The sequence below is a fragment of the Kribbella sp. VKM Ac-2568 genome (assembly GCF_004345365.1).
GTDB lineage: Bacteria > Actinomycetota > Actinomycetes > Propionibacteriales > Kribbellaceae > Kribbella > Kribbella orskensis.
Genome location: NZ_SLVF01000021.1, coordinates 17974 through 36885 on the forward strand (window position 1 = coordinate 17974; position 18912 = coordinate 36885).

Annotated in this window: 27 protein-coding genes; 11 read left to right on the top strand and 16 right to left on the bottom strand. The window is 64.5% G+C overall.

The genetic code is table 11. The features are described from left to right. Positions 1-58 precede the first annotated feature (58 nt). Both EV648_RS39835 and EV648_RS39840 read right to left on the bottom strand, forming a co-directional pair. On the bottom strand, positions 59-358 hold the full coding sequence (locus EV648_RS39835) for a hypothetical protein (protein WP_132301241.1): 300 nt from the start codon (positions 356-358) through the stop codon (positions 59-61). Between the two features lie 121 nt (positions 359-479). Continuing rightward, entirely contained in the window at positions 480-1115 is a 636-nt protein-coding gene (locus EV648_RS39840; protein WP_132301243.1) for a TetR/AcrR family transcriptional regulator, read from the bottom strand. Positions 1116-1337: 222 nt separating this feature from the next. Here EV648_RS39840 and EV648_RS43560 point away from each other — a divergent pair, with 222 nt between their 5' ends. From EV648_RS43560 to EV648_RS39860, 4 genes are all read left to right on the top strand, one after another. Beyond that, a complete protein-coding gene (locus EV648_RS43560) occupies positions 1338-1589 on the top strand; it encodes a hypothetical protein (RefSeq protein WP_199235094.1) in 252 nt (83 codons plus the stop codon). Positions 1590-1790: 201 nt separating this feature from the next. Beyond that, complete coding sequence (locus EV648_RS43565) at positions 1791-2075, top strand: IclR family transcriptional regulator C-terminal domain-containing protein (RefSeq protein WP_199235095.1); 285 nt, start codon at positions 1791-1793, stop codon at positions 2073-2075. Positions 2076-2366: 291 nt separating this feature from the next. Continuing rightward, positions 2367-3629: an MFS transporter gene (locus EV648_RS39855; RefSeq protein WP_132301247.1), complete on the top strand. Its 1263-nt coding sequence runs from the start codon at positions 2367-2369 to the stop codon at positions 3627-3629. Positions 3630-4455: 826 nt separating this feature from the next. Beyond that, positions 4456-5250: a GNAT family N-acetyltransferase gene (locus EV648_RS39860; protein ID WP_132301249.1), complete on the top strand. Its 795-nt coding sequence runs from the start codon at positions 4456-4458 to the stop codon at positions 5248-5250. 67 nt (positions 5251-5317) lie between these two features. On the opposite strand, the gene EV648_RS39865 is transcribed toward EV648_RS39860, so the two are convergent. Both EV648_RS39865 and EV648_RS45435 read right to left on the bottom strand, forming a co-directional pair. Further along, positions 5318-5686, bottom strand: coding sequence for a TetR family transcriptional regulator C-terminal domain-containing protein (locus EV648_RS39865; protein WP_199235096.1), 369 nt, complete (start codon positions 5684-5686; stop codon positions 5318-5320). A gap of 28 nt (positions 5687-5714) precedes the next feature. Beyond that, positions 5715-5891, bottom strand: coding sequence for a helix-turn-helix domain-containing protein (locus EV648_RS45435; RefSeq protein WP_370452777.1), 177 nt, complete (start codon positions 5889-5891; stop codon positions 5715-5717). A gap of 344 nt (positions 5892-6235) precedes the next feature. On the opposite strand from EV648_RS45435, the gene EV648_RS39870 reads away from it, so the two are divergent. From EV648_RS39870 to EV648_RS39890, 5 genes are all read left to right on the top strand, one after another. Beyond that, complete coding sequence (locus EV648_RS39870; protein ID WP_132301251.1) at positions 6236-6676, top strand: DUF5709 domain-containing protein; 441 nt, start codon at positions 6236-6238, stop codon at positions 6674-6676. A 170-nt stretch (positions 6677-6846) separates the two neighbouring features. Continuing rightward, a complete protein-coding gene (locus tag EV648_RS45440) occupies positions 6847-7296 on the top strand; it encodes a GNAT family N-acetyltransferase (RefSeq protein WP_370452778.1) in 450 nt (149 codons plus the stop codon). 599 nt (positions 7297-7895) lie between these two features. Beyond that, positions 7896-8669: an SDR family NAD(P)-dependent oxidoreductase gene (locus EV648_RS39880; RefSeq protein ID WP_132301253.1), complete on the top strand. Its 774-nt coding sequence runs from the start codon at positions 7896-7898 to the stop codon at positions 8667-8669. Between the two features lie 256 nt (positions 8670-8925). Beyond that, entirely contained in the window at positions 8926-9789 is an 864-nt protein-coding gene (locus tag EV648_RS39885; protein WP_132301255.1) for an alpha/beta fold hydrolase, read from the top strand. Positions 9790-9902: 113 nt separating this feature from the next. Next, on the top strand, positions 9903-10205 hold the full coding sequence (locus EV648_RS39890) for a DUF427 domain-containing protein (protein ID WP_132301257.1): 303 nt from the start codon (positions 9903-9905) through the stop codon (positions 10203-10205). Between the two features lie 32 nt (positions 10206-10237). Here EV648_RS39890 and EV648_RS39895 read toward each other — a convergent pair whose 3' ends face one another. Together EV648_RS39895 and EV648_RS39900 are read right to left on the bottom strand one after the other, a co-directional pair. Beyond that, on the bottom strand, positions 10238-10837 hold the full coding sequence (locus EV648_RS39895; RefSeq protein WP_132301259.1) for a molybdopterin-dependent oxidoreductase: 600 nt from the start codon (positions 10835-10837) through the stop codon (positions 10238-10240). Between the two features lie 51 nt (positions 10838-10888). Then, positions 10889-11428 carry a sigma-70 family RNA polymerase sigma factor gene (locus tag EV648_RS39900; protein WP_199235098.1) on the bottom strand — a complete coding sequence of 180 codons (540 nt, stop codon included), beginning with the start codon at positions 11426-11428 and terminating at the stop codon, positions 10889-10891. 626 nt (positions 11429-12054) lie between these two features. Here EV648_RS39900 and EV648_RS39905 point away from each other — a divergent pair. Then, positions 12055-12684 (top strand): uracil-DNA glycosylase family protein, encoded by a 630-nt coding sequence (locus EV648_RS39905; RefSeq protein ID WP_132301263.1) that lies wholly within the window; start codon positions 12055-12057, stop codon positions 12682-12684. On the opposite strand, the gene EV648_RS39910 is transcribed toward EV648_RS39905, so the two are convergent. The 4 genes from EV648_RS39910 to EV648_RS39925 form a co-directional block, all read right to left on the bottom strand. Further along, a complete protein-coding gene (locus tag EV648_RS39910; protein WP_206751962.1) occupies positions 12675-13013 on the bottom strand; it encodes a hypothetical protein in 339 nt (112 codons plus the stop codon). The two genes, EV648_RS39905 and EV648_RS39910, sit on opposite strands and share 10 nt — an antisense overlap. A 197-nt stretch (positions 13014-13210) precedes the next feature. Beyond that, complete coding sequence (gene msrA, locus EV648_RS39915) at positions 13211-13678, bottom strand: peptide-methionine (S)-S-oxide reductase MsrA (RefSeq protein ID WP_199235113.1); 468 nt, start codon at positions 13676-13678, stop codon at positions 13211-13213. Positions 13679-13761: 83 nt separating this feature from the next. Further along, positions 13762-14241, bottom strand: a complete 480-nt coding sequence (msrB, locus tag EV648_RS39920; protein WP_132301267.1) for a peptide-methionine (R)-S-oxide reductase MsrB — start codon at positions 14239-14241, stop codon at positions 13762-13764. A gap of 149 nt (positions 14242-14390) precedes the next feature. Next, complete coding sequence (locus EV648_RS39925; RefSeq protein ID WP_132301269.1) at positions 14391-14651, bottom strand: hypothetical protein; 261 nt, start codon at positions 14649-14651, stop codon at positions 14391-14393. 268 nt (positions 14652-14919) lie between these two features. On the opposite strand from EV648_RS39925, the gene EV648_RS39930 reads away from it, so the two are divergent. Then, positions 14920-15837, top strand: coding sequence for an NADP-dependent oxidoreductase (locus EV648_RS39930; RefSeq protein WP_132301271.1), 918 nt, complete (start codon positions 14920-14922; stop codon positions 15835-15837). 136 nt (positions 15838-15973) lie between these two features. On the opposite strand, the gene EV648_RS39935 is transcribed toward EV648_RS39930, so the two are convergent. Genes EV648_RS39935 through EV648_RS39950 form a run of 6 tightly spaced genes read right to left on the bottom strand, consistent with a single transcriptional unit; the run spans position 15974 to position 18459 of the window. Next, entirely contained in the window at positions 15974-16354 is a 381-nt protein-coding gene (locus EV648_RS39935; RefSeq protein ID WP_132301273.1) for a nuclear transport factor 2 family protein, read from the bottom strand. 51 nt (positions 16355-16405) lie between these two features. After that, positions 16406-16663 (bottom strand): DUF6510 family protein, encoded by a 258-nt coding sequence (locus EV648_RS45445; RefSeq protein ID WP_370452768.1) that lies wholly within the window; start codon positions 16661-16663, stop codon positions 16406-16408. Between the two features lie 5 nt (positions 16664-16668). Next, positions 16669-17019, bottom strand: coding sequence for a hypothetical protein (locus EV648_RS45450; protein ID WP_199235099.1), 351 nt, complete (start codon positions 17017-17019; stop codon positions 16669-16671). Further along, a complete protein-coding gene (locus EV648_RS43580) occupies positions 16941-17417 on the bottom strand; it encodes an FAD-binding oxidoreductase (RefSeq protein ID WP_241996077.1) in 477 nt (158 codons plus the stop codon). Before EV648_RS43580 ends, EV648_RS45450 begins: the two co-directional genes overlap by 79 nt. Then, positions 17387-17983, bottom strand: coding sequence for a sulfite oxidase-like oxidoreductase (locus EV648_RS39945; RefSeq protein WP_241996078.1), 597 nt, complete (start codon positions 17981-17983; stop codon positions 17387-17389). Before EV648_RS39945 ends, EV648_RS43580 begins: the two co-directional genes overlap by 31 nt. Further along, a complete protein-coding gene (locus EV648_RS39950; RefSeq protein ID WP_158294204.1) occupies positions 17983-18459 on the bottom strand; it encodes a Dps family protein in 477 nt (158 codons plus the stop codon). The genes EV648_RS39945 and EV648_RS39950 overlap by 1 nt, the downstream gene beginning before the upstream one ends. Positions 18460-18912 lie beyond the last annotated feature (453 nt).

Below are 18912 nucleotides of genomic sequence, written 5' to 3' on the forward strand. Positions count from 1 at the left end.
CGGCGGACCGCTCGCCTCTGACGCCCGTGCCTTCAGAGTCATCACCGGCCTCGGCATCCTATGAGTGCTCATCCGTCTGGGCGTCGTCGATCGGGGTTCCGAGCAGATAGTGAGAAAGGGCGGAGTCGTGCTTCGGATGCCGGCGGTACTGCGCCGGAACCACACGGCCTTCGAGGTCGTCCGCGGTACTGTCCGCGACCCGCCCCAGTCGCCGCGTGAGGCGACCCGCGACGCTGGTGTGTGGTGAGTTCGGGTGTGCACGCGTCGGCGAGCTGTCTTGTGTGATCAGCAGATCCTCGGCGAGGACGGCGACGGCGTCCGGATCGGACTCCGCTGGGTCGTCCAGGAGAATCTTCACTGCGCAGAGCCCCTTCGTGGGTTTGCGATTTCGGCAGATCAATCCAACTGTGTCACCGCGGAGCGGAAGTCTTACCTGGATCCAGTGCGTTCACGCCGGGACTAGATCCGGCTGCCGATCGTCAACTCGTCGAGGTGGCGAAGGTTCGGAGATGGGCGAAGGCCATATCCAGAGCGATGCGCATCGGCTCCGGGCTGTGACTTGTCTGCGCGAGGAGGTAACCGCCCTGCAGCGCGGCCATCAGCCCGGTCGCAAGCTCGTCGGGTTCCGCGTCTGCTGCGAGTGCCCCGCTCTCCCGCATGCGGAGAAAGGTACCGGCCAGCAGGGACTCCCAGGTCCCGAAGTGCCAATCCAGATCTGCCCGCGCCTGCTCGTCCTGATCGGCCAACTCGCCAGACAGCGAGCCGAGCTCACAACCGAGGGCCCCGTTGCGTAGGGACACGCGCTGCAGGACAGCGCGGCGCCAACGCTCGAGTCCACGGAACGAGTCAGCTCTGCGGAGGTGCTGCTCTTCGCGGTCGAGGACCTGAACGGCTCGTAGAGCGATGACCTCTCGCACCAATGCTTCCTTGTCGCTGAAGTGCCGATAGAGCTGAGACTTACTGCTACCGCTGGCTGCGGTGACCTCGTCCAGAGTGGTCCCGTTGACGCCCTGGATTCGCATGAGTTCATCCGCCGCCGCCACGATCCGAGCACGCGTCGCCGCACCACGAGCGGTCAGTCGATGCACGGACTGGTCGACGGGCTCTTCTGACATGAGAAGAGCGTATCGCCTGGGTACAGTATCTATCAGAACCACCCTGGACGATAAAGTCCAGTTGAGAGGTCCAACGTGCCTAGGTGGTGTGGCTGGCTTCTACAGGCTCGATACGCAACTTGGATAGAATGGACGATCTCGTCCCTATTTTGCGACTCTTCCGTTTCCGTTCCTATGAAGTCATGCCGGTATGCCGTAGCTCCTATCGGATATTGAATCGCGATGTCCAAGATCTGCTCCGAGGTCCGCACGACAACGGGTACCGGGGCCGAATCCAAGCAGGCCGCCGACGAGACCCAAGGGGGTGACCCGATGACCACAGCAACTGCGCCGGTCCAGGAGACCCGGCGCGACCGGATCGTGAGGATCTGCAACTACACCGTGCTCGCACTGGCCGCGCTCTATCCGTTGATCTACCCGTTCGTGCAAAAACACCTCGCAGAGAGGGCCATGGCCGGTTCCCCGAAGGGCTGACCCTCATGGCTGGGAACACCCTCGTACGACGGGCTGTGGGCGATCGCCGACGAGCCGCGCCACAGCAGCACAGGGTCTGGAGTTGCGCGCGACGTCGGAGGTGATCGACACCTACGTCGACAATCTCGGCTTGCCTCCAGGTCTCGCAGTTCAGCTACGCCGCCGCGATCGGGTTGTCCGCTTGCCTGGTCGGACTACCCCGTGCGGCTTCGCGATTCGCTGCACGAGGTGCGGCAACGCGGGTACGCCGTGGTCGAGTCAGAGCTCGAAGAAGGATTGCTCTCCGCGGCAGTGCCGGTGCGGGATCCCGACGGAACTGTCGTCGCCGCCCTCGCCTACTCGACCTCGGTCGGCCGGCGCACGCTGGCCCAGGTGACCGGCGAAGTCGTCCCGCTCATGCTCGAAGCAGCCGACGGGATCTCGGCGGACCTGGCCGAGCATCGTGTTGCGGGCACCCGATCCGTACCGCGCGACGGCTTCTTCTGACCGCGATCGGTCGTTATAGGTGTGCACAGCGATCAGTCTCGTCGTGGCAACTGATCAGTGTCGGCCCGTCGGGGCGTCTTACCGAGAATCGCGATCTCGTTCGTGTCTCACCACGCTGACCGGCGCGGGTCGCGGCCGGAGCGACGTCGAGGAGCGGATTTGCGCGTTGCTGGTAAGACGGCGTGACGGATCGACGCACATCACATGTACGAGGACGCCGTTCGTTCGTCCCTTGCTCACCGGTACGGCGGGATGCGCCCTTTGGCACGGACTGGAGAGAGGTACGGCTCGATGCAGAATGTGGCACCGGTGATCAATCTGCGCCCGCGGGACAGAATGCTTCCACTGGCGTTCGTCTCCGCAGTGGTCTCCCTGATGGCCACGTTTGCCGCAGTGGGATCGACGATCCCGCTTTTCAACATCTACCGGGCCGAGGACGGGTTCACCACTGCCGACGTCTCGCTGACGGTCGTCGCCTACTCCGCCGCTACTCTCAGCACGCTGTTGGTGCTTGGCCGAGTGTCCAATCATGTGGGCCGACGGCCCATCGCGATCGCCAGCCTCGGACTGTTTGTACTGGCTTGTCTGCTGCTCTTGAACGTGCACGACATCGGCATCCTGATCGCGGGTCGGCTCCTGATGGGCCTCGGTGCCGGGCTGGCCAGTAGCACCCTCACCGCCTACATCGTTGACGCCGCGCCGGCGAGGCCGACCTGGCTGGCCTCCGTTGCTTCGAGCCAGACGGTCATGCTCGGTCTCGCCGTGGGTGCCATCGCATCCGGTGCCTTGGTCCAGTTCGGCCCATGGCCGCGCGGCCTGATCTACCTGGTTGTCATCGGCCTGCTCCTGCTGTCTGCCGCACTCGTCGCCATCAGCCCGGAAACCGTGACGCCGACGCCGGGCGGCTGGCGGTCACTGCACCCTGGCGTCCGCGTACCGGTCCGTGTCAGACATCTGCTCCCCGTTGCGGCCGCGGTGCTCCTGGCCACTTGGGCGACCGGGGCGTTCTACCAGGCCTTCGTGCCCGCACTGGTCGAGGATCAACTGCACACCAACAGTTCACTCGTCCTCGGACTGGTGTTCGCCGCTTACATGGGCCCCAGCGCTCTGGGTGCTCCCCTTGGCGGCCGGTTCTCACCGGCGACAGCTCAGCGCATCGGGATGATCGCCTTCTTGGCCGGGTGGATCGGCCTGATCACAGCGATCGCCACCGGCGCATTGCCGTTGTTCATCGCGGCAACCATCATTGCGGGAGCCGCTCAGGGCATCGCCATCAGCGCCGCTACCCGTGGCCTGCTGTTCGGCAGTACGCTGCCCGAAAGGGCGCCGACCTTCGCCGTGGTCTATCTCCTCAGCTACAGCGGCGCGACCATTCCCAGCCTCATCTCCGCCCGGCTCTCCAACATCTTCGCCGTCCCGGAGATTGCCCGCGGATACGCCGGGCTTGCGATGGTCGCCACGCTGGTCACTGCCTTCGCTGCACGCAACCCGCACACCGGCACGACCAAGAACAGCCAGAATTGTGAGCAACCTGCTCGATGGCGACGAACCTGAGGCCCGAGCGGTACGCCGTCCGGCACTCGAAGTCGAGCCGAGTCATCAGCACCGCGGAGCGGCGAGCGCGACGGTGCGGCGAATACTCGTCGAGATCCGCACCCGCGAGGGACCGAACTCTGCAGCGTCTGGTCAGTGGCGCCGGGGCGGGGCGCGCACGCGCGAAGGTTCTGCGGCCGGGCGACCGCAGACAGCTCGTCGATCGTGCCGGTTGCGAATGCCCATCGCATCATGGCGCGACTCGCCTCGGTCGCGAACCCCGGCCCCACGCCGCTGGCAGGAGTCGCCAGCCGATCTCGAAGCCTTCCTCGCACAACGGTAACAAGCGGAGCATCAGGCCACCGACGACCTCAGCGTCGCATGCTGACAATCGCCCACCTCCCGGCAGGGCGTACGGAAGTCTTACCGGCCTCGATCCATGGCGCAGCAGCAGGCGCATGGTCGCCTTGTTCGGCACCAGGTCCATCGCGGGCGACAGCCAGCGTGCCATTTCGCCATCCTGCCGATCGAGAGATTCCACTCGCTATTCGTGTCAGGTGCCCGTCCGGCAAAGCAAAGAGGCCTTGTCAGTCCACTTTATGGCCACAGGTCACCCATGACCGCCCGGCGACCCGACAACTTGCAGGCTGCAGCTACGTGCCAAGATCGCCCTGAATCATACAATTTTAGATCATGTCACCGCATCGCGACGCATCGACAGCCTGGAATGGGTGACCGCGCTGCGAGGAGTCTTCGGAGGACGATATAGTCCACTGACAGACCCGAGCCAGTCCTACGGCTATCGGGCGTCGCGGTCAGGTCAGAGGGCAACACAAAGGAAGTAGAGATGACTGATCAGGTTCTTCGGCCCGATGGAACGGGCTTCTACCTCGCCGGCGGCGAGCTGCTGGTCGCCAGCGCGGCCGAGCAGACCGTCACCGGCGGTCGGCAGGTCGACTTCAGCGTCACCGCAGGTCTGTTCGGCAATGCCCATATGGATTTGATGCTAGCCAGCTGGAGCAATGCGCAGACGGACAATCTGGGTAGCGTGCGCTCGGAAGACGGGCGCTTGGTCCTGCCGTTGCGGACACAGCCGGTGATGCTCAACTCGCTTCCGAGCGAGGGTCGCGTGCAACTGCGTACAGCCGGAGGACTCCACAACATAGAAGGCGACTGGCAGCTCGTCCTTCAGTTCCGCAATCACGCCGGATCGAGCCTGACCTGGCACGCCAGTCTTCCCGCAGAAGCGTTCGGTACAGGCTGGCTGGCTCCTTTGGCCGACCTGCTGACCATCGACGGCGCGGACAGCGCAGCGGCCGGGGATGCCGCCACCAGCACGCCGGCATCCCCGGCGGTTACCGTGGTCCACCACGCAGACGACGGGTACTACGAACTCCTCGTCGACGGCCAACAGGCCGGACTCCTCGTCTACCACGTGGTCGGCTCGCACCTGTCGATCACGCACACCGTCATCGAACAGACCTACCGCGGGCGAGGACTGTCGTGGGCGCTGGTCGGCCGCGCTCTCGACGACATCCGCACAAGGTCTGTCACGGTGTCGAACTACTGCCCGGTCGTCAGCCGATTCGTCGAGAAGAACCCTGACTACCGCGATCTCCTCAGCATGCCGCGGCCGGCCTGATCCTCCCTGGACAATGACCTGGCCCCTCGGCGACTCACCACTTCCGAGCCGCGGTTCCGCCGCTGTTCTACTTGTCGTTGGCCGACTTTGCGTGCGCTCGGACCGAGTCCATCGCCAGGTCGGGTGCGATGTGCATCGGTCCGGGATCGCGGGTCGCTTGGGCGAGAACATACCCACCCTGGAGTGCGGCCATGATGCCCGTCGCCAGCGTCTGTGGATCAGCGTCCCCGGACAGTGTGCCGTTGAACTTCATCCGCTCGAGCGCCGCGGTCAGCAGCGAGATCCAGGATGTCAGGTGCGCGTCGAGATCGACGCGCGTTGTCTCGTCCTGATCGGAGAGCTCGGTCGACAGTGACCCCAGTTCGCAGCCCAGCGCTCCACGGCGTGCTGTGACTCGCTGGAGTATGGCTCTGCACCACCGATCCTGGCCACTCAACGAGTCAACCCTGCGGAGATACCGCTCCTCACGTTCGAGCACGCGCCCGCCCCGCAGTGCGATGACCGCCTGGGACTAAGGCGCTCTTGTCGCTGAAATGCCGGTAGATCTGTGACTTGCTCGTCCCACTCGCAGCCGTCACCTCGTCGAGCGTGGTCGCTGCGGCACCCTTCAGAGACATCAGCTCGTCGGCAGCGGCAACGATCCGGGCTCTCGTAGCCGCGCCGCGGCGGTCAGGCGGCGATCGAGCTCATTCACTGTCTCGGGCACGAAAAGAACTTATCGGGGCCGAGCAACGATTGCTGCCGCTTGTGGAGATGCCCGATGTAGGACGGCGTGCCGGCCACCGCCATCAGGGCAGGATGGCCAGCGGTCGCGACGGTGGTCGACGCTGTCCGACCGATGAGTCCCAAGCTCGGTGGAACCAGGTTTCAGCCGCGGGTGGGCAGGCTTGGCGTGATCTCGATCGACGGGTAAGTACCCCTGCTGGGCCCGACACCAACCTTCGTGAGGAGCCGGCACGCCGCCGGCCGGTCGGCAGGAGGACGTATGAGCGAGGTCAGTCGGGAGTATTACGGCAGTTACAGCGTGGACGACGAGGACCAGCTCCAGTTCTCCGACACGCTCGAAGGGCGCGGGGTCTCCGACCTTCTTGACGAAGGCTACTCAGCCCCGGAGAAGTGGTCGGCCGGTGAGGGCTTCGGTACGACCGCGGCGGAGGCATTGCGGGGTGAGACCTTCGAGCAACGGCTTGCTCAAGAGGAACCGGAGATCGACCCGTATGCCGCGAAGTCGGAGTATGTCGACGGCCCGGAAGTCGGCCGGGACCGCGCCGGTCGTCTCGTGGCTCCTGACGAGGGATCGCACTTCGATCTCGAGGAGGAGCTCGTCGCGGCCGACGTCGGTATCGACGGAGGCGCGGCGAGCGCCGAAGAAGCTGCGATCCACGTTGTGGACGACGAGCCGCTGGAGCTTGATGAGGTCAACTGATCGACGCAGCACCGACACGATGGCGCTGACCTGTCACCGGCGCGTGCAGTGCCTGCTTCGGGAAAGGACCGCAGAGCGATAGAACCCTGGTGAACGACTCCGAGCGCAACCTGATCGTGGTCGAGAACGACGAGTTGCGAAGGTACGAACTACTCGTCGCAGGAACGACGGTGGGGACCCTCGACTTCCGTGTCCTCGGGCCACGGCGTGTCCTCGGGCCACGGCGTGTCCTCGGTCATACCGAGATCACTGAGGATCAGCGGGGCCGTGGACTCGCCACAGCCCTGATCAAGGCAGTTCTCGACGACCTCATCGCCGAGGGAGTCCGGATTACGAACTACTGCCCTGCTGTCGAGCGATTCCTTCAGCGCCATCCCGAGTACGTCGTGGTACTCGATCCGTTGCACCCGCCGATCCAGCCCCGCTCCCGGCCCTCGGGCAGGCGGGAGACAGCAGGTGGATCGCTCCGCCCCACTGCAGCAGGTCGTGCATGCCCAGTACTCCAGGCTCAGAGAGCTGGCCGCACGTTCTCAGGATCCGAGCATCGGCGGATTCGAGAGGCGTCGCATCACGGACCAGTTCGCGGCCGTTGCCGCACAGCATGCCGCGGCCGTCGCTGACGTCTTGCTGACCGCGGCCAGGACGTCGTCCGGTGAGGACGCCGCGGTCCTGCTCGAGAATCTCAGACAGTTCGAGCAGGCGCTGCGGGTACTCAAAGGTAGGGCGTACGGCGACGCGCGCTTCCTGGACCTCAGCGCAACCGAGACCTGGCGAGAGGCCGAACGCCTACTGGCCGAGCACGAATCATGGGAGACGAGGGTCGTGTCCGGCCTGGAGCGGGTTCATGGTGCCGGGCACCACAGAGCTGGCCCGGGCCTTGGCGAAACGGCAACGGAGTTCGCCGACGCGACCGCACCCCAACTCGCCGCATATCGGAGTCTCCGGACGAATAGCACGTTAGCGGTGGCGCATCGCCGACTCGACCTGGGACGAGCTGGAGTGACGCGGGCTTCCGACCGAGCCGATGGAGCACCCGAATCAGCATTCGGCCTTCTCTCATTACCTGTTCGGAACCGCCGGCGACGCCGACCCCCGCGGCCGGGCCCGATACACCTCACACTCATCAAGATCCCGGGAACCGGTAAGGCCGCACCCCCGATCGGCACACAGATAGGGAAATCCGGGTCACTCCGACCCGGCACGGATCGAGGGGAAGCTCATGAGTGGATACTTCGAAGGCCGCAAACTCATCGTGGTCGGTGGGAGCAGCGGCATGGGGCGACAGACCGCGGCGGATATTGTCGGGCAAGGGGGCAAGGCCGTCCTCGTCGGGCGGCAGCAGGCCAAGGTCGACCAGACGGTCGCCGAGCTCGGTGAGAAGGGCGAGGCCTGGGGGATCACTGCCGACCTCGCGGATCGCAAGCAGGTAGAAGACGTCCAGGAGCAACTCGCCGCTGAGCATGCCGATGCGACACTGCTGGTCAACGCGGCCGGATTCTTCATCCCCAGGGAATTCCTCGACTACAGCCAGGAGAACTACGACGCGTATCTGGAGCTGAGTCGGGCTACGTTCTTCCTGACCCAGACGGTGGTGCGAGGTATGAAGGCTGCAGGCTCCGGTGGTGCGATCGTCAACATCGGCAGCATGTGGGCCCATCAGGCGGTGGCGGCGACGCCGGCGACCGGGTACTCCATGGCGAAAGCCGGCCTCCACGCCCTGACCCACAACCTGGCCATGGAACTGGCGGCCGACGGCATTCGCGTCAACGCGGTGGCGCCCGCAGTGGTGGCCACGCCGTTGTACGAGGGCTTCATCCCCGCCGACCAGCTCGAGGAGGCCGTGAAGGGATTCGACGGCTTCCACCCCTTGGGGCGGGTCGGAACAGCCCAGGACATCGCCTCGTCGATCGTCTTCCTCCTCTCGCCGGAGGCCAGCTGGATCACCGGGGCGATTCTGAACGTCGACGGCGGCGTGATGGCCGGGCGCAACTGACGGCCGAGTACGCGAACCTGGCCGGTGGTGCTACTGAGGTATGCAGGAGCACCCGCGGGGCCGGCCAGGAACGATCGACGGCCAACGGCTTGCCCACCGAGCAGGGCTCCTCGCCGAAATCTCAGGTAAGAAGCCCATCTGTCGCCGCGGCCAATTCGTACGAGCGCGGATGGCCGCACCGATCAGGTGATCCCGAACGATGCCGCTGACGAGCGAGCGCTCGATCACGTCCCTGTGGAATGAGTGTGGAGTGCGCATGACGAGTTTTCAGACCGTATCTGCCTGCGGGTTGGAGGTCTTCTACCGCGAAGCGGGTAAGCCGGGAGCACCGAAACTCCTGCTGCTGGCCGGATTCCCCTCCTCGTCTCACCAGTTCCGGAACCTAATGCCGGCACTCGCCGACAGGTTCCACCTGGTCTCGATCGACTACCCCGGGTTCGGGAACACCGAAATGCCGGATCCGGCCGACTGGGACTACACCTTCGACCACCTCGCAGAGATCGTCGACGAGGCATTGCTCGCCATCGACTTCACCGGCCCGATGGGGCTGTACATGCAGGACTACGGTGGCCCGATCGGGAACCGGCTGATCTCGCTTCATCCGGACTGGCTCCAGTGGCAGGTCATCCAGAATGCCAACGTTTACGAGGAGGGGTTCACCGAGATCTGGGACGGGATGCGTCACGGCCTCTGGGCCAACCGCAATGCCGAGACCGAGGCGCCACTCGAGGCATTGCTCGAACCGGAAGCAGTGAAAGCGATCTACCTGACCGGCCACCCCGATCCGACGACGATCAGCCCGGACAACTGGAACCTGGATCTGCACTTCCTGGCCCGGCCGAACGCGCGCAGAGTGCAATTGGATCTCCTCTACGACTACCGGACGAACGCCGCCCAGTACGCCACCTGGCAGCGACGACTGCGTCGCGACCAGCCGAGAACGCTGATCTTCTGGGGCCAGGGAGACATCTTCTTCACCCCGGCCGGTGGAGAGGCGTACCTGCGTGATCTCCCCGACGCGAAGCTGGTTCGCCTGAATTCCGGACACTTTGCAGCAGAGGACTGCCTGCAAGAGATCGTGGACGGGATCAACAGTTTCTACGACGACGCCGTCGGATAGCCCGGACTCTCCGACCTCCCCCGAGCATCCGTCCGCTGCGGGTGCCGCAGTCTGTAAGCCCAGTGCTCGGACAGGACACAGAGTCTGCGAGGACCTCTACCGAAAGGACGACAGTGCGAGCGACGATCGACGGCGTTCTACTCGCCGACACAGACCGGGAACACATCATCTTGATCGAGGGGAGTCGCTACTTTCCTGCGGACTCGCTGACAATCGGCACCTTGAAGGTGAGCCCGACGCCGTATGTCTGCCCCTGGAAGGGCCAAGCCCTCTACTACAGTGTGGAAACTCCGCACCAGGAGTACATCGACGCTGCGTGGTGTTACCCGCATCCCAAGCGGTCGGCGATCGAAACCGTCGGACACAACTTCACCGGATATGTTGCGTTCGACACCACGCGAGTAGTCATCGAGTAGACGGGCGCGCGGCCCCGGCGCGCCTGTACCAGTCAGTCGAACTCGTAGCGTTGCTCGCGCCAGGGATCGCCGTGATTGTGGTATCCAGCTCGCTCCCAGAAGCCTGGCTCGTCCTGCAACAGCAGTTGCAGTCCGTTCAGCCACTTGGCTGACTTCCAGAAGTACAGGTGCGGGACGAGGAGCCGGGCAGGACCGCCGTGCAGCGCCCCGAGCTCCTCTCCATCGTAACGATAGGCGATCCAAGCCTTCCCACCGCGGAGCTCGGTCAACGGCAGGTTGGTCGTGTAACCGCCGTACGAGGTTGCCGTGGCATGGGTCGCCTCAGTGGTCACGTCGGCGAGGACGGCATCGACGGAGACCCCTTCCCAACGTGTGCCGAATTTGGACCACCTTGTGACGCAGTGGATGTCGGCGACCACCGATTCGGATGGCAGGGCGAGCAGGTCGTGCCATCGCCAGCTTCGCTGCACGCCGGTCTCGGAGGTGACCGTGAACTCCCATTTGTCCTTGGGGATCAGCGGAGTCACGCTCGCTGACAGCACCGGGAAGTCGTCGGTGAGGTGCTGGCCAGGTGGAAGTCTGCGCTGATCGGCTCCCCCTCTGCCTTGGAATCCCTGGTTGACGACTGCCATCTGGCCCTCCTTGCCGGCAGATCTCTCATCCTGCCCGTCGGCCGACGTTGCTCATGCGATCTGCTGCTCCGGCAAGTAGCCGGCGTCGACCAACGCGGTCCGCAGCTTACGGCGGGCGTCGAACATCATCTTGTAGATCGCGTTGTGTGTCGCGCCGAGCTGATCAGCGAGGACATCGGTGGGCATCCCCTTCAGCACCATCGCGACAAAGACCATCCGTTGCTTTGCCGTCAGCTTCTCGTCGACGGCGCGATGCACGGCATCCATCAGATCCCGGCTTTCGGCATGCGACTCCGGCTCGATCCCCACTCGTGCGGGAAGGCGCTCCCAGTCCTCGTCGTCGAACGCAACATCAGCCCGCTGCCAGAAGTGCCGGTTGACCTTGGCGGCCACGTCGAAGATCACGAACTTGTACGCCCAGGTGGTGAACTTGCAATCACCGCGGAACGTCTCGACCTTGCCGCAGATCGCCAGCAGGGCGTCCGCGGCGGCCTGGTGCGCGATGTCGTCCAGCTCCGGCCCGACGAGTCGCAGCCTCGCCGCCCGCCGCCCGACCTCCGCCCTCGCGGCTCGCTGGAGAAACTCGTACAAGCGTCGGCTCGCAAGCTCACGCCGATCCCCACCGCTGCTCAAGTCGCGAACCCAGGCACGGTTCTCCCGGGCCACCTCTGGAGAGACGACCCGCACCTGCGACAACGACTCGGAACATTCGCTCTTCATGGATCTCCGACGATCAACGGAACGTAGTGGTCACAGGTCCGGCACCTCGGTGTCGACCGGTGAAATAGCAACATGGACGATACCGTCCATTCAAGATTCCGTCCACTCGGCGTCCACGACCCTACGCACAGTGCGAGTCCACCAGCCCTTTCACGATGAGATGCGACTCGATCACCAAAATATAGGGTGATCATGAACACATCACACCAAGCACGACTTGACCGCAAGCAAGGCACGATTCGCGCTCAGAGTCGCATGACCATGTGACTAACTGGTCGGTCTCGTCCTGTTTGTCGCGACAACAGCTGCAGGCAAGGCACCGAAGGCCCTGGCCCGCCCAACCTCGAGTACCTCGGAAGGTCGACCAGGTCATCTGACACGAATATGCATCGCAGGGTGAGACCTCGATCGCGAGAACGGAAACTCCATGCCGGAGAGCGAACAGCAGGGTCGGTCGGTGCAGAGCCATCAGATTTCAGGGACGGATTGAGAGACGCATGGACGAACTCACAGCATTACGTGACGAGATCAGGAACGACGCCTCGAACGCGTGGGCCACAGAGCGTGGGTACGAACCGATCTACTCGGCATCATCGCGTTCGAAGATCGTCGTCATTGGCCAGGCCCCCGGCCGGCAGGCTCAGGACAGCCAGATCCCGTGGAACGACGCCAGCGGCATCAAACTGCGGCAGTGGCTGGGCGTCACCGACGCACAGTTCTATGACCCGGACACGATCGCCCTGCTACCGATGGATTTCTACTACCCGGGTAAGGACGCCCACGGCGACCTCCCTCCACGCCCGGCCTTCGCGTCACGGTGGCACCAACGAATCCTCGAGACGATGCCTGGACTTCGCCTCACAGTTCTCATCGGCCGCTACGCCCAGAAGCACTATCTGGGAACCAGCGCCAAGAGGAACCTGACCGAAACCGTCCGCGCCTATCGGGACTACCTTCCAGACCGGATCCCACTCGTCCACCCCTCACCCTTGAACTTCAGGTGGCAAGCAAAGAACCCGTGGTTCGAGACAGAGGTGATTCCCACTCTGCAGACGCTCGTCGTGGATGCTGTCTCCAACGCTCCCCAGAACACTGCCGACGACCGGCCGCCCAGGAGCTACTCGTAGCGGCCGTCGAATGTCACGCCATCACGAACGCCGGTGAACCTCAGCCCGACGATCCGCTCGTCCTCGACCATCCAGCGAAGCGCGTAGCAGGCTCGATACGACGGCGGCCAGAACGAACAGAACCGCCCGCTGTCATCGATGTACCACTCACCCACGCTGTCGCTGCCTCGCTCGGAGTAGGTGGTCCGCCCGTCAGTCGCGAAGACCTGAGTCGCGCCGTCGGCGTACACCAGCCGGCCGGCAGTCACCGCCTTCGGGATGTCGGCAGCAGCAACCGCCGCGCCGTCCTCAGCTCGGAATCCCCGCAGCAGATCACTCATCGCGTCCACGACCTCTCATCCTCGACTCGTCTCCGACTCGTTGGTGGCCTCCGAGCCACCGTGGCTTACGGCTTATGGCGACAATCTGCTCGCAGAGTGCCAGCAGATCGTCGCCATCGGTCTGATCGTGAGAAGCCCGCATCCCGGTCGCGCCAGCGACCGGCCCCCACCACCTCGGTGATGGGCACACGCTCGGAGTCGACAAGTCAGGCGGTGGTGGTGCGGCGCCGAGGGAGCACCCAGTCCGGACGTACAAAGTGGCAGGTGTAACCGGCCGGGTACCTGACCAGGTAGTCCTGGTGCTCGGGCTCAGCCTCCCAGAACGGACCAGCGGGCTCGATCGTCGTCACGGCCTTGTCAGGCCAAAGACCTGACGCGTCGACGTCGGCGATCGTGTCGCGAGCGACCTTGTCCTGTTCGGGGGTGAGCGGAAAGATCGCCGAGCGGTAGCTCGTGCCGACGTCGTTGCCCTGACGGTTCACGGTCGACGGGTCGTGGATCTGGAAGAAGAACGCCAGGATGTCACGGTAGGTCGTCTGCGCCGGGTCGAAGACGATCTCGACCGCCTCTGCGTGCCCGGGATGATTGCGGTACGTCGCGTGGTCGTTTTGCCCGCCGGTGTATCCAACGCGCGTGTCGAGCACACCGGGCTGCCGGCGAATGAGGTCCTCCATACCCCAGAAACACCCGCCGGCGAGGACGGCTGTCTCAGTCCCCGGCTTGCGGGTGACCTGCCCGGTGTCGTGAATTCCGCTGGTCACGATGCATGCTCCTCTGTGCTGGTGGTGTCGGCTGTCTCGAACAGCGACCGGTACTCGCCGTAGCCCTGCGTCTCCAGCTCGGAGACCGGGATGAAGCGGAGTGCGGCGGAGTTCATGCAGTACCGCCGGCCCCCGGCGTCGGCGGGCCCGTCATCGAAAATGTGGCCGAGGTGGCTGTCGGCCCCGGTGGACCGCGCCTCTGTGCGGGTCATCCAGAGCGACCTGTCCGTCTCCGTGCGAACAGCGTCCGCCGCGATCGGTCTGGTGAAGCTCGGCCATCCGGTGCCGCTGTCGTACTTGTCGGTCGACGAGAACAGCGGCTGACCGGAAACCACATCCACGTAGATCCCAGGCTCGTGGTTGTTCCAGTACTCGTTGTGGAATGCGGGCTCGGTCCCGTCTCTCTGAGTGACGCGGAACTGGCTGTCGGTGAGGCGGCTGAGCGCCTCCGAAGTCTTCCTGTAGTCGTGCGACACGGTTTCTCCTCCTCTGACGCCGCTGGCTGCGCCGTCACTGGCAACAACACTCCAGCGAATCGTTTTGGTCCCGGATCCCGGAGAACTCGCTGTGACCGCGATCTCAGCTCGACTGGGGCCATCCGGAAAATGCGCGATCGAGCAGTAGCTCAGATGTCATCCCGGCCGTCACTGTGCAGATGACGGTGCAGATCATCGTCCTGCACAGCGGCCAACAGTCCGTCGGCATCTTCTGCGCATGCTCCGCAGGCAGCAAGGTGCGACGCCAATCCGGGATAGTGCCCGGCAGCGTCGACTCCGGCCGCGAGTAGCTCGGCATAGATGTGCAGAACAGCCATCGCCTCATCACACCCGACGTCACGCGGGTCGGTGGCCAGAAACCGCTCCAGCCCCTCCCGCCACCCGGTCATGACCTTTCACCCCTACCCGTGATCAGTGGCTTTGGCAGCCGTCGGCTCCCCTCCGGACATCCGTTAGTTGTCGGATGGGCGCGGATCTTACGCCACGGATCGACGGCTGCCTGTTGATCGCGCCCTTCTTCAACGGGCCGTTCCCACGGTGACGACCTCGCGCCGACATTCCTCTCGGCCTGCGGTAAGACGTCGAAGGTGTCGTGCCGCCAATGCTTGTGAACCGAGAATGCCTTGAAGGCGGATGCTGGATATTGGGAGGTGCCTGATGAGGGCGATTGTGGTGACGGACCAGGCAGCAGGAACGTCCGGAATGACGCTGGCGGAGCGACCCGAGCCACCGGCGGCGATCAACGACGTCGTCGTCGAGGTTCATGCGTCGGGCTATGTCCCGACCGAGCTGGAGTGGCCCTCGACCTGGACCGATCGCGCCGACCGCGACCGGTCGCCGTCGATCCCGGGGCACGAGTTGGCCGGGGTGGTCACCGCCCTCGGCTATGGCACGACGGGGCTGTCGGTGGGACAGCGTGTGTTCGGCCTCACCGACTGGCATCGCGACGGCACCCTGGCGGAGTATGTGGCGATCGAGGCACGCAACCTCGCCCCGCTCCCCGGCGACGTCGACTTCACTGTGGGCGCGAGCCTGCCGATTTCAGGGCTGACCGCGTGGCAAGGACTGTTCCAGCACGGCCGCCTTCAGGCAGGCCAGAGCGTCCTCGCCCACGGCGCGGCCGGCGCAGTCGGCACGATGGTGACCCAGCTCGCACGCGAGGCCGGCGCCTACGTCATCGGCACCGGACGTGCCGCCGACCGTGAGAAGGCGCTCGACTACGGCGCACAGGAGTTCGTCGACCTCGCCAACGACTCGCTGGAAGACATCGGCCGAGTCGACCTAGTGTTCGACGTCATCGGCGGCGACGTCCAGAAGAGCTCCGCGGCGCTGATCAAGACCGGAGGGACCCTGGTGACCATCGTGGGCCCACCCGAGGCGCGGCCCGCGGACGGCCTGGCGATCGACTTCGTCGTCGAGGCCGATCGCGCGCAACTGAGTGAGATCGTCCAGCGGGTGCGAGACGGGCGGCTGCAGACGAACATCGGCACCATCGCGACCCTCGACGATGCTGTCGCCGCTTTCAATCCCACTGAGCGGCTCAGGGGAAAGACGATCATCCGCGTTCGTCCGTAGCGCACGGACAGGCAAGCTGTCCCGTCTCCTCTCAGTACCGCTATGACGTGAGGCAACGATGCTGAAGAACGGCCCGGCGAAGGCCGTTCTTCAGCACCCAGGAACGATGTCGGTGCCTCACGACGAAGTTAAGGAGTCACGGCGCGATCTCGAGCTTGGTGATGAGGTCGTTGGCGAGCGTGAAACGGTAGATGATGTCGACGACGCCGCCGGGGAAGTTGCCCTCCAGGTGGGTGGTGACGACATATTGGGTGTCGTCGAACTTCTCGACGTGGCTGACCTCGACCGTGTAGATGTACTCGCTGGCCTCGGTCTCCCGCCACCGGTGGATCTCGTCGTGACCGGTGTAGGTGTTGCCGTCGTCGATGACGGTGGCGTCGGTCGCGAACGCCGACAGCAAGTCGTGAGCATTCGCCTTGTGCTGGGGATCAGCCTCGCGCAGGTACCTCGTGATCGAGGCCGGCAAGTGCTTCGCCGTCTCGGCGGCGGTCGGGTCGGGCGGGGTCTGGATCGTCATCAGTTGCCTTTCGAGGTGAGGGTGAAGGTAATGCGGTACCGCAAAGCCGGGTTAGGCCGGAGGAAGAACTGTCTGGGGCATTCCAGGCGCGTCGATGCAGTACATCCCGTGGCGTTCCGCGTGCATCAGGAGGACCGCGTCGCAGTCCCTGCAACGCGCCACCGTGCCGGGTCCTGACATGTACACCACCATTTCCGCTACGACCCCGGTACGGCCACAACTCGTGCACTTGTAGCCCATGGTCGTCATGTCGCGCCCAAAGAGATCATGCATGACTCCCGCCATGGCATTGCCGTCGAGAGGTCTCATCGTCGTCACACCCCTGTCCCGCGGAAGCGGTCGGTCCGGATCCGTCGTGCGTCGTGACCCAAGGCCACCAAGCCGGCCGCTGCCGTCTCGACAAATGCGGTCGACCCGCAGATGAAGGTGAGTGGCTCTTCTTTGGTTGCCCATCCAGTCGTGGACAAGAGCGCCGGGCCGATCCGCCCGCGATAACCACGCCAACTGCTCGGGGCCTCACGGGTCAATGTGATCGAGACATCGATGAGGTCGCGGGCCGCCATCTCCATCAGTTCGTCACGATAGATCAGCAACTCGAGCGAGCGCGCCGAGCAGAGCACGCGAACAGGCAGCCGGCTACCGATGGCACGGTGATGCCGAAGCATCGACCGCGGGGGACCAATCCAGATCCGCCCGCCACCAAGAACAACGGGCCACCGAAGTCGTTGTCCCACACGAAATGTCCGCCGATCGGACCACGAAACTCGAGCTCGTCGCCTTCTCGCAACTCGTCCACCAGATAAGGAGAAACCTCACCATCGTCGAGTCGCTCGACGGTGACCGACAGGCAGTCGTCCTCCGGCGCCGATGCGATCGAAGAGCTCCGCTCCGTCTGATATCCGTCGAGTGCTGTCAATCGCACATCCGAGTGCTGACCAGCACGGTGCCCAGGCCAATCAGGTACGGCGAGCGCGATGGTCTTCACCCGCGGAGTCTCGAAGATCGTCGACATCACGGTGCCGGTCTGCCACGTCAGTCGCCGTAGTAACGCTGCTCTTTCCACGGGTCTCCATAGTTGTGATAGCCGAACATCTCCCAGAAGCCGGGCTGATCCGTGGGCCGCAGGTCCAATCCACGAATCCACTTCGCGCTCTTCCAGAAGTACAGGTGCGGCACCAGCAGTCGCGCCGGCCCGCCATGCTCCGGATCAAGCGGCCGCCCGTCGTACTCGTCGACGACCCAGGCTCTTCCGTTGCGCAAGTCCGCTAGCGGAATGTTTGTGGTGTAGCCGCCGTCGGAGAACGCCACGGCATAACCTGCCTGCGTCGGCGCGGCATCGAGGAAGGTGTCGAGAGGCACACCCGACCAGGTCATATCCAGCTTCGTCCACTTCGTCACGCAGTGGATATCGACGGTGAACTTCTCGCGCGGCAATGCCTGGAATTCAGCCCACGACCACGAGACCGGGTGGTCCACAGCTCCACGGATCGTGAAGTCCCACGCGTCCAGCCGCGTGTACGGGGTCGGCCCGGCCGACAACACAGGGAAATCCTGCGTAACGTACTGGCCGGGTGGTACCCGCGAAGAGTCTGCGGCGCGCCGGCCAAGGAACCCTCTGGTGACAGCCATCAGGCCTTCTCACCAAGCTGCACACGCAACAGCCATTGCTGCTTCTCCAACATCCCGACCACCCTGATCAGTACGTCCTGCGTCACCAGATCCGCAGCACCGATCGAGCCCAGCCGTGCACGGATCCGCTCAGCCACCGCCGCCACCCGCCGACCCAGGTCCCAAACCACCACATGATCAGCCAACGACCGCACCACGACAGGCTCGACACGTGACCCGGCCGCCACCGCCGAGCTCTGTCCATCCGGGACAAGCCCCAACGTCACCGCACGCTCAGCGACGACATCCGCGAGCTCGCGCCACTCCTCGACCAACTCATCGAGGAACAGATGCACCCCACGGGCGGCCGCCCCGACTACGCTCCAATGCAACTGCTTCCCGATCAGCGACAGATCGATCAGATCCTGCAGCACGAGCTGCAGCTCCGCACCAACCGCCACCCGCTCGTTCGGATTGTCCAGCGGCGGCAACTGCACCGAGTTCGCAACAGATTCCATAGACATACCTCCCCAGTGTCACGACCACCGCCCGACCTTTCCTCACCACCCGGACCAATCGCATACTCGCCGAGGTCAAGAACCTCCTTGAACGCCCCCGGTCCATGACTCAAGCCAAGTGGGTGGCGGCTCGCACCTGGTGGATCGAGCGCGGCATCGGCTTCTTGGTCACCAAGAGCCGCAAACCCTCCACGCGACCGAGCAACACCGCCCCGACCCAGAACACGTCCAGATCCTCACCGACTGCCTCAACGCCGGCCCCATGACCTGGCTCGACCAGCTGGACCGGGTCGCCGGCCAATGAACGAACTCATCATCGATGCCTCCCGACAACCGCTTGTCGTCCTAGTCTTCCGAGGCCATGACGAGGAGCTCCTGGGCACCTCTTTACGCACCCAAATGAGCGCGAAAGGGTGATCAGCGATGAGAGCC

Bases quoted from the DNA above. Each gene is read 5' to 3' on its own strand.
- EV648_RS39905 (WP_132301263.1), top strand. From the start codon at position 12,055: ATGGACGAACTCACAGCATTACGTGACGAGATCAGGAACGACGCCTCG.
- EV648_RS39870 (WP_132301251.1), top strand. From the start codon at position 6,236: ATGAGCGAGGTCAGTCGGGAGTATTACGGCAGTTACAGCGTGGACGAC.
- EV648_RS39885 (WP_132301255.1), top strand. From the start codon at position 8,926: ATGACGAGTTTTCAGACCGTATCTGCCTGCGGGTTGGAGGTCTTCTAC.
- EV648_RS39925 (WP_132301269.1), bottom strand. From the start codon at position 14,651: ATGACCGGGTGGCGGGAGGGGCTGGAGCGGTTTCTGGCCACCGACCCG.
- EV648_RS39945 (WP_241996078.1), bottom strand. From the start codon at position 17,983: ATGGCTGTCACCAGAGGGTTCCTTGGCCGGCGCGCCGCAGACTCTTCG.
- msrA (WP_199235113.1), bottom strand. From the start codon at position 13,678: ATGGAGGACCTCATTCGCCGGCAGCCCGGTGTGCTCGACACGCGCGTT.
- EV648_RS39895 (WP_132301259.1), bottom strand. From the start codon at position 10,837: ATGGCAGTCGTCAACCAGGGATTCCAAGGCAGAGGGGGAGCCGATCAG.
- EV648_RS39935 (WP_132301273.1), bottom strand. From the start codon at position 16,354: ATGACGATCCAGACCCCGCCCGACCCGACCGCCGCCGAGACGGCGAAG.
- EV648_RS39880 (WP_132301253.1), top strand. From the start codon at position 7,896: ATGAGTGGATACTTCGAAGGCCGCAAACTCATCGTGGTCGGTGGGAGC.
- EV648_RS39855 (WP_132301247.1), top strand. From the start codon at position 2,367: ATGCAGAATGTGGCACCGGTGATCAATCTGCGCCCGCGGGACAGAATG.
- EV648_RS39860 (WP_132301249.1), top strand. From the start codon at position 4,456: ATGACTGATCAGGTTCTTCGGCCCGATGGAACGGGCTTCTACCTCGCC.
- EV648_RS43560 (WP_199235094.1), top strand. From the start codon at position 1,338: ATGTCCAAGATCTGCTCCGAGGTCCGCACGACAACGGGTACCGGGGCC.
- EV648_RS45445 (WP_370452768.1), bottom strand. From the start codon at position 16,663: ATGAGACCTCTCGACGGCAATGCCATGGCGGGAGTCATGCATGATCTC.
- EV648_RS39930 (WP_132301271.1), top strand. From the start codon at position 14,920: ATGAGGGCGATTGTGGTGACGGACCAGGCAGCAGGAACGTCCGGAATG.
- EV648_RS45450 (WP_199235099.1), bottom strand. From the start codon at position 17,019: ATGCTTCGGCATCACCGTGCCATCGGTAGCCGGCTGCCTGTTCGCGTG.
- EV648_RS39840 (WP_132301243.1), bottom strand. From the start codon at position 1,115: ATGTCAGAAGAGCCCGTCGACCAGTCCGTGCATCGACTGACCGCTCGT.